The organism is Streptomyces sp. NPDC050658 (assembly GCF_044457025.1).
GTDB lineage: Bacteria > Actinomycetota > Actinomycetes > Streptomycetales > Streptomycetaceae > Streptomyces.
On record NZ_JBITGM010000001.1, the window covers coordinates 733,431 to 747,387 of the forward strand.

Below are 13,957 nucleotides of genomic sequence, written 5' to 3' on the forward strand. Positions count from 1 at the left end.
TGTGGAGTGAACCTTGCCTCTTCACGTCCTCGCGCTCACGTCCTCGCACTCACGTCCTCGAAACGGAAACGGTGGCTGTGGTCTCCGCCGATGTGTCACTCGTGCCCTCGGGCAGCACACCCAACGAGCGGAACAAGGCCTTCCGGGGTTTTGCGCGACGGCATCGGGTGGCGATGCTCGCGACACTGCCCACGCTTCCGCTCTACGCGCTGTGGGCGGCGTTCCTCGCCACGGGCGGGGGTGATCTGGCGGCCCAGGAGGCGTGGGCGCGGTTCGCCTCCGAGCACGGGGCTTCGGCGTACGGGCTGTTCTGGTACGGCGGGATGCACACCGCCAACTACAGCCTGATCTCGCCCTACTTGATGGCCGCCGTGGGCGTGAAGACGGTGACCGTGGTGTCCGGGGTCGCCGGTGCCTGGCTGGTCGCCTCGCTGATCGCGCGGACCGGGCTGCGGCGTCCGCTGTGGCCCGCGGTGCTCGCCTCGCTCGCGGTGTGGTGCAACGTCGCGTCGGGGCGCACGACCTTCGCGCTCGGGCTCGCCCTCGGATGCGCCGCGTGCCTGGCGCTGGTGCGCGAGCGCCGGATGGTGACCGCCGTGGTGTGCGGGGCGCTCGCCACCATGGCCAGTCCGGTCGCGGGGCTCTTCCTGCTGGTCGTGGGGGCGGGATACTTCCTCGTACGGGACTGGGGGCGGGCCTGTGCGCTGGCCCTGCCGCCCGTGGTGGTCGTGGGGGTCACCACCCTGCTGTTCCCGTTCAGCGGCGAGCACTTGATGCCCTTCGACCGGATCTTCCCGCCCGTGGTGTTCAGCCTCGCCGTCGTCGTGGCGGGCCCCAAGGAGTGGCGGGTGCTGCGGTGGGGGGCCGCCGTGTACGCGGCCGGGACCGTGCTGACGTATCTCATCCCGTCCCCGATCGGGACCAATGTCGAGCGGCTCGCCGAGCTGCTCGCGCCCGCCGTGCTGCTCGCGGCGCTGCTGGCCCCCGCTCTCGGCCGCGTACGGAGAATCGTGCTCGCCGTCGCGCTCGTGCTCTCCACCTGCTGGGTGGCGCAGAAGACCGCGGACGATCTGACCGTGTCCACCGCGGTGCCCAAGTGGGCCGTCGACACCCACGGCGTGGTGCGGGAGCTGGAGCGGCTCGGCGCCGACCGGGGGCGGGTCGAGGTGGTACCCGCCCGCAATCACCGCGAGGCCACCGCCCTCGCGCCGTACGTGAACATGGCGCGCGGCTGGAACCGGCAGCTCGACGTCGAGCGCGGCCGGCTCTTCTACGACGGGTCCTTCTCCGCGGCCACCTACCGGGCCTGGCTCGACCGATGGGCGGTCGGGTACGTGGTGCTGCCCTCAGGGAAGCCCGACGGGTTCGCCGAGGAGGAGGCCGCGCTCGTCGCGAGCGGTCCGCGGTGGCTGGAGCCCGTGTGGCGGGACGAGCACTGGCGGGTCTACCGGGTCGAGGACGCCGTGCCCATGGTGTCCTCGCCCGCCTCCGTCGTACGCTCCACCGGCTCGGACATGGTCGTCCGCGTCCCCACCCGGAAGCCGGTGACGCTGCGCCTGGTGTACTCGCCGTGGCTCCGGGCGGAGGGAGCCTGCCTGGAGCGGGACGGCGAGTTCACCCGGCTCACGGTGTCCGCGCCCGGCACATACCGGATCAGCTCGGGGTACGGTCCTTCGCCGAGTCCTTCGACATGTCGATGACCGGCGCCTGCCCACCTGTCGCAGCCTTCGGCGACTTCCGGACGCGCGGCCCCGCGAGCAGATAGCCGAGGCCGAAGCCCGCGCCGACGACGGTCGCGCCGCCGACCGCGTCCAGGACCCAGTGGTTGCCGGTCGCCACGATCGCCGAGACCGTGAACAGCGGATGCAGCAGGCCCAGCGCCTTCATCCACCACCTCGGCGCGAGGATCGCGATCACCAGACCGCACCAGAGCGACCAGCCGAAGTGCAGCGAGGGCATCGCCGCGTACTGATTGGTGAGCGCGGTCAGCGTGCCGTAGTCCGGCTGGCTGAAGTCCTGCACGCCGTGCACGGTGTCGATGAATCCCAGCTCCGGCATCAGCCGGGGCGGCGCCAGCGGGTAGAGCCAGAAGCCGACGAGCGCGAGGAGCGTCGCGAAGCCGAGCGCGGAGCGCGCCCAGCGGTAGTCGGCGGGGCGCCGGACGTAGAGGACGCCGAGGACGGTCAGCGGCACGAAGAAGTGGAACGACGTGTAGTAGAAGTTGAAGAACTCCTCGAGCCAACCGACCTTCACCACCGCGTGGTTGACCCAGTGCTCGATGTCGATGTGCAGGAACTGCTCGATCGCGTAGATCTGCTCGCCGTGCCGCTCGGCCGTGGCCCGGCCGCCCGAGTTGGTGCCGCCCGTCGCGGCGAGCCGCGCCTGCTGGTACGCGGAGTAGCCGACGCGGATCAGGAGCAGTTCGAGGAGCAGGTTCGGCCGGGTCGTGACGCGGCGCCAGAACGGGACCAGCGGGACCCAGGACCAGCGCGCGGGCACCGGCTTCGCGTAGTCGGTGGGGATCGGCGTCTGGTACTGCGGCGCCGTACGCGAGAGGAACGGCACGACGACGGCAGCGCTGAGCGCGGCGATCAGCACCACGTTGTCCCTGATCGGCTCCACGATCGGCATGTTCGGCAGCATCATCTTCGCCGGCAGCGTCGACACGAGGACCACGGCGACCGGCCACATGTACCGGTCGGACTGCTTCTTGCCGACCCGGCCGACCACCGCGAGCAGCACCCACAGCAGCTGATGCTGCCATGTCGTCGGGGAGACCACGACGGCCACACAGCCGGTGATCGCGACGGCGAGGAGCAGCTGTCCGTCCTGTGCGTAGCGGACGGCGCGGCGCAGGCCGAGGAAGACCACGGCCGCGCCCAGGAGCACGAACAGGGCGATCTCCAGCGGGCCTTCCAGGCCGAAGCGGAGCAGCGCGCCGTGCAGCGACTGGTTGGCGAGGCTGTCCGGGTTCGCGCCGAGGCCCGCGCCCGCCAGGTGATGCACCCAGTACGCCCAGGAGTCGTGCGGCATCGCGGCCCAGGCGAGCGCGGTGCAGCCGAGGAAGGTGGCGCCGGTGGAGAGCGCCGCGCGCCTGCGGCCGGTGAACCAGAACAGGGCGGCGAAGAGCAGCACCGTCGGCTGGAGTGCCGCCGCGACGCCGATCAGGGCGCCGCTGGCCCGCTCGCCCCTGACCGCGAAGCAGCCGAGCAGGACGAGGAGTACGGGGATGATGCTGGTCTGGCCCAGGTACAGGGCGTTGCGCACCGGGAGCGACAGCATCAGGAGGCAGATCGCGACGGGTGCGGCGAGCAGCGAGGTGCGCCGCGCGACGGGCTGCGGCAGGGCGCGGGCGGCGACGACGCCGAGCACCGCGACCAGGATCAGCGTGCCGAAGGTCCAGCCCCAGCCGAGTGCCTGCTCGGCCGCGCGCGCGAAGGGTTTGAGCACGAGTCCGGCGAACGGGGTGCCGGTGAACTTGTCGGCGTCGTAGAGCGAGCCGTTCACATGCAGGACGCCGTCCGGGCCGATCCAGGTCTCCAGGTCGGTGAGCCGCTCCCCCTCCGGGGTCCGTGCGACGACCGCCACCTGTCGGACCGCGAGTATGGCGGCGATCACCCAGAGGGCGACACGGACCGCCCTTATCCGCGCCTGTGGTGCGCCGGGCGACCCCGTCCCGAAGGCATGTCCCGGTCCCCTCTGCTCAACGTTCGCCACGCGCCGTCGGCCCTCCCGCCCCGCTCGTCATGTCGGCTCGGTCCATCGTCCGCATCGTCCGCCCTATCCGGTTCGTCCGTCTCGTCCGTCGGCACCGAGAGGCTCGCGCCCTCGGGAGAGACGCGTGAAACCCTCATTTCACCTGGCAGCCACACCCGCTTTCTACCGGCTTTTGCGCAGACTTCCTAACCGACGCCATACGCAGGGTGATCATTCGGTGACCGTCCGGGTGACCTGCGGGGTTGCGGCGGAGCGGGCGCGGTTCCGCCCATGAGTCGCGACAAAGATCACAAAGGCGCCCGCCCGCCGGTGCCCCCGGTGATCCCATTTGACCTGGATAGGAGCACTTTCCGGTCAGTACGCGGTCGGGCGGACACCGACCGTAATGGTGGCGCCTACACCTATGGTCGCGTTCGGGCCGCCCCGCATCGTTACGTTCCACGCGTGGCGGCTCCGTCCTTGTCGTCAACCGAGAGGCAGGCGAGCGAACCCTTGCCGACCGCCACACCCGTCGCACCAGCCGCACCCCTGACCAAGACCCCGCCGTCCCCGAACGCGTCGGCGGAAGTCACCGTCGTCGACCCGGCGCTGGTCAAGCGCGCGGTGAAGGCGGCCGCGCTCGGCAACGCGATGGAGTGGTTCGACTTCGGCGTCTACAGCTACATCGCCGTGACGCTCGGCAAGGTCTTCTTCCCGTCGGGCAACCCGACGGCGCAGCTGCTCTCCACCTTCGGCGCGTTCGCCGCCGCGTTCCTGATCCGCCCGCTCGGCGGCATGGTCTTCGGGCCGCTCGGCGACCGCATCGGCCGCCAGAAGGTGCTCGCCCTGACCATGATCATGATGGCCGCGGGCACGTTCGCGATCGGACTGATCCCTTCGTACGCGGCGATCGGCGTCGGCGCCCCGATCCTGCTGCTCGTCGCCCGCCTGGTGCAGGGCTTCTCGACGGGCGGTGAGTACGCGGGCGCCTCGACCTTCATCGCCGAGTACGCCCCCGACAAGAAGCGGGGCTTCCTCGGCAGCTGGCTGGAGTTCGGCACGCTGGCGGGCTACATCGGCGGCGCGGGCCTGGTGACCCTGATGACGGCGCTGCTGTCTTCCGAGGATCTCCTCTCCTGGGGCTGGCGCATCCCCTTCCTGATCGCGGGGCCGATGGGGCTGATCGGCCTCTATCTGCGGATGAAGCTGGAGGAGACGCCCGCGTTCGCCGCGGAGCTCGCGAAGGCGCACAAGGACGAGCAGTCCCGCCCGAAGGTGCGGCTGCGCGAGATGGTGACGGGCCAGTGGAAGGCCCTGCTGCTCTGCATGGGCCTGGTCCTGGTCTTCAACGTCACCGACTACATGCTGCTCTCGTACATGCCGAGCTATCTGACGAGCGAGCTGAAGTACGACGAGACGCACGGGCTGCTGATGATCCTGGCCGTGATGGCGCTGATGATGTGCGCCCAGCCGTTCGTGGGCGCGCTGACCGACCGGGTCGGCCGCCGTCCGGTGATCGCGGCGGGCTGCGCGGGCTTCCTGCTCCTCTCGGTCCCGGCCCTGCTCCTGATCCGGCAGGGCTCGCTGTGGGCGATCGGCCTGGGCCTGGCGGCGCTCGGCCTGCTCCTGGTCTGCTTCACGGCGTCGATGCCGTCGGCCCTCCCGGCCCTGTTCCCCACGAAGGTCCGCTACGGCTCGCTGTCGATCGGCTTCAACATCTCCGTGTCGATCTTCGGCGGCACGACACCGCTGGTGGTGACGGCGCTGATCGGAGCCACGGGGAACATGATGATGCCCGCGTACTACATGATGGCGGCGGCGGTCGTGGGCGGTGCGGCGGTGTGGTTCATGAGCGAGAGCGCGGGCCGGCCGCTGCCGGGTTCGCCCCCGGCGGTGGAGGCCTGAGCCCCGCCGCTCCGCGGCTTCCCCACCCACGCGCCCGATTGCCCGGCGACCACCCATCCACCCCGCCGACAGGTCCCGTCCCCTACCCCGGCACCCCCGCCTGCCACCCCGCGAACAACGGGACCTCCCCCGCCCCGTCCAGGACCACGACCCCGAACGGCCGGTTGAAGGCGATCCATTCGATCCGCCGGGGAACGTACGGCGCCCCACTCGGCGCCATCGGCACGGCCGTCACCGCCGCCGCCTCGACCCCCTCCTCGGCCACCTTCACCACCGCCTCCTGCACGACCTGCGATATCGCCAGCCGCTCCGGAGACATCCCGGAGAAGTTCGCCCCCTCGCTCAGCGCCCACCACATCCCCAACGCCTCCAACTGCTCCGTCGCGTCGATCCGCGTCCGCAGGGAAAGCCGGGGCAGCGCCATATTGATCTGCTCGGCGTCGAACCCGGTCCAGCGCCCCTCCGGCGCCCACGCCAGGGGCAGCACCTCGGCGGGCCCGGCCCCCGGCTCGCCCAGCACGAACCGCACCCGCGCCGGCGCCCGCCCGCCCTCGGCGCGGCAGCGCAGCTCGACGACGCTGGCACCGCCCACGGTCCACGCGCAGTTCAGCGGAACGGGCCGGTGCATGGTCGGCACCCGGTGCCGCACGCCGAACGCATCGGTGAAGTCCTGATCGCGCGTACCGGCAGCCTCAAAGGGGATCTCCCAACGTGCCTTCAGCGCAAGCGCGTTGACCAGAACCAGCAGCACATCCGGAGTGATCACCACCGGCAGCCGCTCGATCAGCCCGCCCGTCGCCTCCCGCACCCAGGCGTCGATCCCCTCGGGGTCCATCGGCCCGAACCCGACGTCCGGCAGCGCCTCCCGATAGGCCCGGTACACCGGCACCCGGCTCCACACACGCGTGGCGACCGCCACCGCGTCCGTACCGGCAAGCGCCCGCGCCGCGGCCGTCACCGCGTCCGCCGCCTCCTCGTCGGCGACCCCCAGCAACTCCCGCAGCTCACCGGCCGTTTCCTCCCGCGCCCCCACCGCGACAGCGGCCAACGCGAGCCACAACCCGGCGGGCGAACACACGAAGTCCCCCGCGACCCCGTCCTCCCCCGGCTCCCCCAACAACGGCAGCCACCGGTCGGCCAGCCCTCGAACAGCCGTCGCGGGCAGCATCTGCCCGGTCCCGTACGCCATCTCAACCCCCCGCAGTCCGCAGACCACCAAAACAGACCAACGTCCCCAGTATGCGAGTCACCACTGACATTCGACCCCCACCCGACTAGCCTCCTTAGCGAAACTAACTAGACGCTCGAAGGACAAGCACCGCACCGGAACACCGCACCGGAGACCGCACCGGAAGACACGTCGAAAGGCCGATGACCCCCATGTCCCAGCAGCAGTGGACCGCAGTCGACCACTACTTCACCGATCTGCTCACCCCCGCCGACGAGGCGCTCACCGCGGCCCTGCGGGACAGTGACGCCGCCGGGCTGCCGCAGATCAGCGTCGCGCCGAACCAGGGGAAGCTGCTCCAGCTCCTGGCGCAGATCCAGGGCGCGCGGCGGATCCTGGAGATCGGCACGCTCGGCGGGTACAGCACGATCTGGCTGGGCCGCGCGCTGCCCGCCGACGGGCGGCTCGTCACCCTGGAGTACTCGCCGGTCCACGCCGAAGTGTCCCGCGGCAACCTCGCCCGCGCGGGGCTCGACAAGGTCACCGAGGTCCGGGTGGGCCCGGCGCTCGACTCGCTGGCCGCGCTGGCGGTCGAGCACCCCGAGCCCTTCGACCTGGTCTTCATCGACGCGGACAAGGCCAACAACCCGCACTACGTGGAGTGGTCGATCAAGCTCACCCGCCCCGGCAGCCTGATCATCGTCGACAACGTCGTCCGCGGCGGCGCGGTCGCCGACGCCGACTCCACCGACGCCAGTGTGCGCGGCACCCGCGAGGCGCTCGAACTCATCGCCAAGCACCCGAAGCTGACGGGTACGGCAGTGCAGACGGTCGGCACGAAGGGGTACGACGGATTCGCGCTGGCCCGGGTGACGGATTGACCGGCTCCGTCGGCCTCTCCCTCAACTCTCCTGGTAGAAGCCGACGTTCACGCTGCGCGGGCCCGACCTGTCCTGGATGACGACCTCGCCGGACCCGTCACGGGGCAGCGGCGCGGTGCCTCCGTACTCGAGGGGCCGCGCCACGCCCGCCACCGACACCCGCACCTCCGAGGAGGGGTCGGGCTGCGAGCCGCGCAGCCAGGTGACGGACCAGGTCCCGTCGGGACCGCAGCGGAACTCCAGATGCGTACGCGACACGAACAGCCAGTCGTCCGGCGGCACGAGGCGGCATACGCCGCGGTCGCGGCCGACCCGCAGCACGGCGCCCGGTTCGCTCGGGGCGTCAGCCATGAGCATGCCCGCGGTGGCACCCTCGTCCGCCCCGGACACGGAGGCCATGGTGAGCTCCAGCACGTACGCTCCTCAGTTTCTCGACGACCGCCGCATCCTAAGTCGCCCTCTCCCCCGGCGTACGGCCGCCCTGGAAAGACGTACGGCCGCCCTGGGACAATGGCCCCATGACGGAACGGAAGCCACCGGAAGTCACCTTCGAGTCCTGGATCGACAAGCAGATCCGGGAGGCGGAACAGCGCGGCGACTTCGCCCGCCTGGCCGGCCGGGGCAAGCCGCTCCCCGACGGCCTGGACACCACGTCGTACGACGAACAGTGGTGGATCAAGCAGAAGATGGCCCGCGAAGGCCTCTCGCACCTCCCGCCGACGCTCGCCCTGCGCAAGGAGGCCGAGGACGTGCTCGCCGCCGCGCCCGCGGCGCCGTCCGAGCGCATGGCCCGGCAGCTCGTGACGGACCTCAACGAGAAGATCCGCGAGGCGCTGCGCAGGCCGCCGCCGGGTCCGCCCCTGGGCCTGAAGCCGTTCGACGTCGACGAAGTGGCCCGCGCCTGGCGCGAACGCCACCCCGACTGAGCCTTTACGCGGCGTGCGCGAGGATGGGCGCATGAGCATCGTGAAAATCAACGCCCTGACCGTGCCCGCCGAGCAGCGTGAGGTCCTGGAGAAGCGGTTCGCCTCGCGCGCCGGTTCCGTGGAGAACTCGGACGGCTTCGAGTGGTTCGAGCTTCTGCGCCCCATCGAGGGCACCGACCAGTACCTCGTCTACACCCGCTGGCGCGACGAGGCCGCCTTCCAGGCCTGGATGGAGGGGCCGATGAAGGCCGCCCACCAGCAGGGCGGTCAGGCCGATCAGGGTGGCGAGAGGCCCAAGCCGGCCGCTTCCGGGTCCACGCTCTGGTCCTTCGAGGTCGTCCAGCAGGCCGCGCCCAAGGCGGGCTGACGGCGCCATGACCCACGCCTCCCCCGGCCCCGGTCCCGGTCCCGCCGAGGACCGGGCCTCCTGGACCGTCGGCCCCGAAGCGGTCGGCTCCGCTGCCGCCGCCGAGCTGTGGCGGGCGTACTACACCGAGGTCAGCGACCGGTACTACCTGCTCCATGAGGGACGTACGACAGATCCCGGCGAGCTGGAGCGGGAGGTCGCCGCCGAGACCGGCGAGGATCTGCGGCCGCCCGGCGGCGTGCTCCTCGTCGCCCGGTATGGGGGCGAGCCCGCGGGCATGGCCGGGGTGCGGCTCCTGGAGGGCGGGACCGCCGAGCTGAAGCGGGTCTTCCTGCGGCCGGACATGCGCGGCAAGGGCGGCGCCGCCCTGCTCCTCGGAGCCGCCGAGGACGCCGCCCGTGCGCTCGGCGCGACGCGCATCGTCCTCGACACCCGGCTCGACCTGGTCGAGGCGCGGGCGCTCTACACGCGGCACGGGTACGTCGAGACCGAGCCGTTCACCGAGCGGATGTACGCCGAGATCTGGTACGCCAAGGAGCTAGCCCCGGCGGCGATTTGAGGCCGAGCGGGGTGTGGCCCGCCGCTCAGTCGGCCCACACCCCGCGCTGCAGCGGCCTGCCGTCGTGCGGCCGTTCGGTGTCCGAGCCGCACATCTCGGCGCCGAGTTCGTGGACGAGTTCGACGAGATCGGTGGGCCTGTCGGGGCCCCACCAGTCGCCGAGCAGTTCGGCCAGGGACTCCTCACGGGCCTTGGAGAGCTTGGCGACCGCCTCACGCCCCGTGTCCGTCAGTCTCAGGCCCATGCCCTCGCGGTGGGCCAGACGCCGCTCCTCGACCTGGCGGGACGCGGCCGTGATCACGGTCAGCGGCACGGTGCTGCGCTCGGCGAGCGCGGCCGGTTCCACATGGCCGTGGCGGCTGATGCGCAGGAGCAGCCAACTGGCCGCGGGCAGCAGGTCGTAGCCCGCGCGTTCGGTGATGCGTACGTAGATCTCGCGGCGGCCCTCCCGTGTGCCGAGGACGGAGAGGGCGCGCGCCACCTCGTCGTACGAGGAACGCTCGACGGGGTTGCTGGCCAGGGTCTGTGTCGTGTCGGGGGCGGTGACCGAGCCGCGGAGCTTGTCCTCGTGCAGGAACCAGGCGAGGACGAAGGCGATCAGGGCGACCGGCGCCGCGTACAGGAAGACGTCCGTGATGGATGTCGCGTACGCGTGCAGGACTCCGGGGCGCAGGTCCGGCGGGAGTTCGGCGATGCCGCGCGGGTCGGCCGTCAGGGAGTCGGCGCTGACGCCCGGCGGCAGCTGCTGCCCGGCGACGGCGTCGGAGAGCTTGGTGACGAGCCGGTTGGCGAAGATCGTGCCGAAGATGGCGACGCCGAACGAGGCGCCGATGGACCGGAAGAACGTCGCGCCGGACGTGGCGACGCCGAGGTCCCCGTAGGGGACGGCGTTCTGCACGATGAGCACGAGGACCTGCATGACCAGGCCGAGTCCGAAGCCGAAGACGAAGAAGTAGGCGCTCATCTCGCCCGTGCTGCTGTTCTCGTTCAGCTGGTGCAGGAGGAGCAGGCCGAGGGCGGTGACGCCCGTGCCGGCGACCGGGAAGACCTTCCAGCGGCCCGTGCGGCTGACGATCTGGCCCGAGGCGGTCGACGAGATCAGCATGCCGACCACCATCGGCAGCATGTGCACGCCGGACATGGTCGGCGAGACGCCCTGGACGACCTGGAGGAAGGTGGGCAGGTACGTCATCGCGCCGAACATCGCGAAGCCGACGACGAAGCTGATGATCGCGGAGAGCGTGAACGTCCTGACCCGGAAGAGCTTCATGGGCAGGACCGGTTCGGCCGCCTTGCGCTCCACGGTCACGAAGGCGACGGCGAGCACGGCGCCGAGTACGGCGAGGCCGGCGATCTGCGGGGAGCCCCACTCCCAGGTGGTGCCGCCGAGCGAGGCGACCAGGACCAGGCAGGTGGCCACGGAGGCGATCAGGAAGGTGCCGAGATAGTCGATGGTGTGCTTCTGCGAGCGCACCGGGATGTGCAGGGCCGCGGCGATCACGGCGAGCGCGACGACGCCGATCGGCAGGTTGACGTAGAAGACCCAGCGCCAGCTCAGGTGCTCGGTGAACAGTCCGCCGAGCAGCGGGCCCAGCACGCTGGTCGCGCCGAAGACGGCACCGAACAGGCCCTGGTACTTGCCCCGTTCGCGCGGCGGGACGATGTCGCCGACGATCGCCATGGACAGCACCATCAGTCCGCCGCCTCCGATGCCCTGGAGCGCGCGGAAGCCGATGAGCTGCGGCATGTTCTGTGCCATGCCGCAGAGCGCAGAGCTGATCAGGAAGATCACGATGGCGATCTGGAACAGCTTCTTGCGGCCGTACTGGTCGCCCAGCTTGCCCCAGAGCGGGGTCGCGGCCGTCGACGCCAGGAGGTACGCGGTGACGACCCAGGACAGGTGCTCCATGCCGCCGAGGTCGCTGACGATGGTCGGCAGCGCGGTCGAGACGATCGTCTGGTCCAGGGCGGCGAGCAGCATGCCGAGCAGCAGCGCGCCGATGGAGACGAGCACGCCGCCGTGCGCGTGCCCGTCCGGCGGTCCGGGGGCGGGATCGGGCTCCGGTCCCGCGGGGCGGGCGCTGACGTCCTGCGTCATGGGCACCTCCTGGGCCTCCTGCCGGGGGGCCTCTCCCTCTCCATCCTGGGCCGTGTGACCCGTTATGGCCTGTTGAGGCGGCTAGGGGGCTAGGGGTGGGGTACGAAGATTGAATGCTCCCTTCCCTGAGGGGAGGGGATTCCTGACTCAGGCCGCCGTCCGGAACCGCGTTCCGGACGGTCTTATGCCCTCGGCACCAGCAGGGTCCAGACCCGCCCTGACGAGCATCACGCGCGCGGAGTTCTTGTCCCTGGGGGACGAGGTTCCGCACGCGGTGCAGGTGTAGACGCGTTCACCCAGCGGCAGTGCGTGCTTGACTCTCGCACCGCACCTGCCGCAGTCCATCGTGGTGTACGCGGGATGTACCAGGTGGACGATCCGCCCGTGCTTACGGGCCATCTCCACCAAGGCTTGTTTCGTCGCGCCGATAGCGGCGTCTGCGGCCTTGCGGGCCATCGTGGACTTGGCGAGAAACTTCGGCTTGAAGTCCTCCACCGCGACCACATCGTGCTCGCGAACGACGCGCTTGGCCCACTTGCGGCCTGTGTCCTGGCGCTGCCGGGCCGCCTTCTTGTGCGCCTCGGCACGCTGGCGTTGCGCCTGACGGTAGCCCTTCGACGCCTTCTGCCCCTTCTTCGGTTTACGGCGGGCCATCATCCGGTCGTAACGCGACAGCTTCGCCTGCGTCTTTCGCCCGTGTCCGGGGTGAGGCAGGTCGTGGGCGTCGGAGGTAGTGGTCGCGGTCTCTGTCACGCCCCAGTCAACACCCAGCACCCGCCCGGTCTCGGGCAGCGGCTCCCGTGGGGCGGGGACGACGAACGAGGCGTACCAGTGGCCCAGGCTGTCCCTGTACACGCGCACCGAGGATGGTTCGGCGGGCAGCTCACGCGACCAGACGACGGTCAGGGCGATGCCGCCCGCCAAGTGCAGGCGGCCATCCCTGAGGCGGAAGCCGCGCCGCGTGTAGTTCAGCGTGGGGTCGGCCTCGCGCTTCGTCTTGAAGCCCGGCATCCCAGCCCGCTCCCGTACCGGGAGGCGCTCCTTGATGTCCTTCAGCGCCTTCGCACGGGACTTGGCGAAGTCCCGGATGATCTGCTGCTGCGGCACCGACGCCCCCGCAGCCAGCCACGACGTACCTCCGCGGGCCCCGGTCAGCATCCGGTCCAACTGTGCGGGCCCACAGGTGGATCTACTTTCGGGGTGGGCCTGGTTGTGGGTGCGGACGGTCTTCGATTTGGCCACACACTCGTTCCACACCCAGCGGCAGCGCCCCCACTCGGCCTCCAGCCCGGCCCGGGCGGTCACGGACACGCGCAGCCGGTAGGTGTACCGGGTATGACCGGCATCACCTGTCATCAGCTGTCGTGTCGCCATATAGGCAGCCTAGACGGGAAGTTGAGGTGTTCGGGGTGGTGCGATGGAAACTCATGCCGCCTGGTGCGCGCCCGGGGCCGATGCCTCATTCATGCGGGCGAGGCCGCCAGGGGGCGAGGGCCCGCCCCTAGGGTCCCCCGCCACGGAGAATCAGGCGAACGTCAGGCGGAGCAGGCCTTCGGGGGTGGGTTCCACCGTGACGTGGGTCAGGTCGGCGACGGTCACCGTCGGCGCGAACTCCCCGGCCCGAGGGCCGACCCCCACCACCCGCATCCCCGCGGCCAGCCCCGCCGCGATCCCCGCCCCCGAGTCCTCGAAGACGACACAGTCCGCCGGATCGAACCCCAGCTCCGCCGCCCCCTTGAGGAACCCCTCGGGATCCGGCTTGCTCGCCCCCACGTTCTCCGCGGTCACCCGCACCGCCGGCATCGGCAGCCCCGCGGCCGCCATCCGCCCACTGGAGAGCGGCACATCGGCAGAGGTCACAAGGGCGTGCGGCAGCCCGACAAGGGACTGGAGGAAGGCGTCGGCGCCAGGAACGGGGACGACCCCCTCCATGTCCGCCGTCTCCGCAGCCAGCATCTCCCGGTTCTCCGCGTAGTTCTCCTCCATGTCCCGCTCCGGCAGCAGCACCGCCATCGAGGCATACCCCTGCCGCCCGTGGACGACCTTGATCACCTCGTCGAACGGCAGCCCGTGCCGCTCGGCCCACCGCCGCCAGCAGCGCTCGACCACCGCGTCGGAGTTGACGAGCGTCCCGTCCATGTCGAGAAGGAGGGCTCGGGCGGTCAGAACCGTGGCATGCGTGGCCGTCATCGGCGTACTCCAGAGCGCAGAGAAGATCCGCGGGGCCGCAAGCGCGCCGCCCCCGGAGAAAGAAGCAAGGCAGCTCCGCCCGCCGGTCAGGGAACACGGGCGGAGCCACTTTGTTTCTCCACGATACAAAACAGTGCCGCCGATCGCCAGCAGCCCAGGTCACACCG

At 70.9% G+C, this 13,957-nt stretch carries 12 protein-coding genes; 6 read left to right on the forward strand and 6 right to left on the reverse strand.

Going from position 1 to position 13,957, the window contains the following annotated elements; genetic code table 11:
• Positions 1-77: 77 nt before the first annotated feature.
• On the forward strand, positions 78-1,700 hold the full coding sequence (locus tag ACIBKX_RS03395) for a hypothetical protein (protein ID WP_399375665.1): 1,623 nt from the start codon (positions 78-80) through the stop codon (positions 1,698-1,700).
• Here ACIBKX_RS03395 and ACIBKX_RS03400 read toward each other — a convergent pair.
• On the reverse strand, positions 1,654-3,717 hold the full coding sequence (locus ACIBKX_RS03400; RefSeq protein ID WP_363270663.1) for a bifunctional glycosyltransferase 87/phosphatase PAP2 family protein: 2,064 nt from the start codon (positions 3,715-3,717) through the stop codon (positions 1,654-1,656). The two genes, ACIBKX_RS03395 and ACIBKX_RS03400, sit on opposite strands and share 47 nt — an antisense overlap.
• Before the next feature lie 492 nt (positions 3,718-4,209).
• Here ACIBKX_RS03400 and proP point away from each other — a divergent pair, with 492 nt between their 5' ends.
• Positions 4,210-5,601: a glycine betaine/L-proline transporter ProP gene (proP, locus tag ACIBKX_RS03405; protein ID WP_399375623.1), complete on the forward strand. Its 1,392-nt coding sequence runs from the start codon at positions 4,210-4,212 to the stop codon at positions 5,599-5,601.
• Between the two features lie 82 nt (positions 5,602-5,683).
• Here proP and ACIBKX_RS03410 read toward each other — a convergent pair whose 3' ends face one another.
• Positions 5,684-6,790 carry a serpin family protein gene (locus ACIBKX_RS03410; protein WP_363270662.1) on the reverse strand — a complete coding sequence of 369 codons (1,107 nt, stop codon included), beginning with the start codon at positions 6,788-6,790 and terminating at the stop codon, positions 5,684-5,686.
• Between the two features lie 191 nt (positions 6,791-6,981).
• Between ACIBKX_RS03410 and ACIBKX_RS03415 the strand changes: the two genes are divergently transcribed.
• On the forward strand, positions 6,982-7,650 hold the full coding sequence (locus ACIBKX_RS03415) for an O-methyltransferase (RefSeq protein WP_363270661.1): 669 nt from the start codon (positions 6,982-6,984) through the stop codon (positions 7,648-7,650).
• Between the two features lie 21 nt (positions 7,651-7,671).
• Here the strand turns inward: ACIBKX_RS03415 and ACIBKX_RS03420 are convergent, their stop codons facing one another.
• A complete protein-coding gene (locus ACIBKX_RS03420) occupies positions 7,672-8,064 on the reverse strand; it encodes a hypothetical protein (protein ID WP_363270660.1) in 393 nt (130 codons plus the stop codon).
• Positions 8,065-8,168: 104 nt separating this feature from the next.
• On the opposite strand from ACIBKX_RS03420, the gene ACIBKX_RS03425 reads away from it, so the two are divergent.
• The 3 genes from ACIBKX_RS03425 to ACIBKX_RS03435 are packed head-to-tail and all read left to right on the forward strand — an operon-like array spanning position 8,169 to position 9,502.
• Positions 8,169-8,576, forward strand: a complete 408-nt coding sequence (locus ACIBKX_RS03425; RefSeq protein WP_363270659.1) for a DUF1992 domain-containing protein — start codon at positions 8,169-8,171, stop codon at positions 8,574-8,576.
• A 31-nt stretch (positions 8,577-8,607) separates the two neighbouring features.
• Positions 8,608-8,943 (forward strand): antibiotic biosynthesis monooxygenase, encoded by a 336-nt coding sequence (locus ACIBKX_RS03430; RefSeq protein WP_363270658.1) that lies wholly within the window; start codon positions 8,608-8,610, stop codon positions 8,941-8,943.
• A 7-nt stretch (positions 8,944-8,950) separates the two neighbouring features.
• Complete coding sequence (locus tag ACIBKX_RS03435) at positions 8,951-9,502, forward strand: GNAT family N-acetyltransferase (protein WP_363270657.1); 552 nt, start codon at positions 8,951-8,953, stop codon at positions 9,500-9,502.
• A 25-nt stretch (positions 9,503-9,527) separates the two neighbouring features.
• On the opposite strand, the gene ACIBKX_RS03440 is transcribed toward ACIBKX_RS03435, so the two are convergent.
• From ACIBKX_RS03440 to ACIBKX_RS03450, 3 genes are all read right to left on the reverse strand, one after another.
• Entirely contained in the window at positions 9,528-11,600 is a 2,073-nt protein-coding gene (locus tag ACIBKX_RS03440) for an MFS transporter (protein WP_363270656.1), read from the reverse strand.
• A gap of 147 nt (positions 11,601-11,747) precedes the next feature.
• Positions 11,748-12,974, reverse strand: coding sequence for a transposase (locus ACIBKX_RS03445; protein WP_363270655.1), 1,227 nt, complete (start codon positions 12,972-12,974; stop codon positions 11,748-11,750).
• Positions 12,975-13,124: 150 nt separating this feature from the next.
• Positions 13,125-13,790, reverse strand: a complete 666-nt coding sequence (locus ACIBKX_RS03450; protein WP_363270654.1) for an HAD-IA family hydrolase — start codon at positions 13,788-13,790, stop codon at positions 13,125-13,127.
• Positions 13,791-13,957 lie beyond the last annotated feature (167 nt).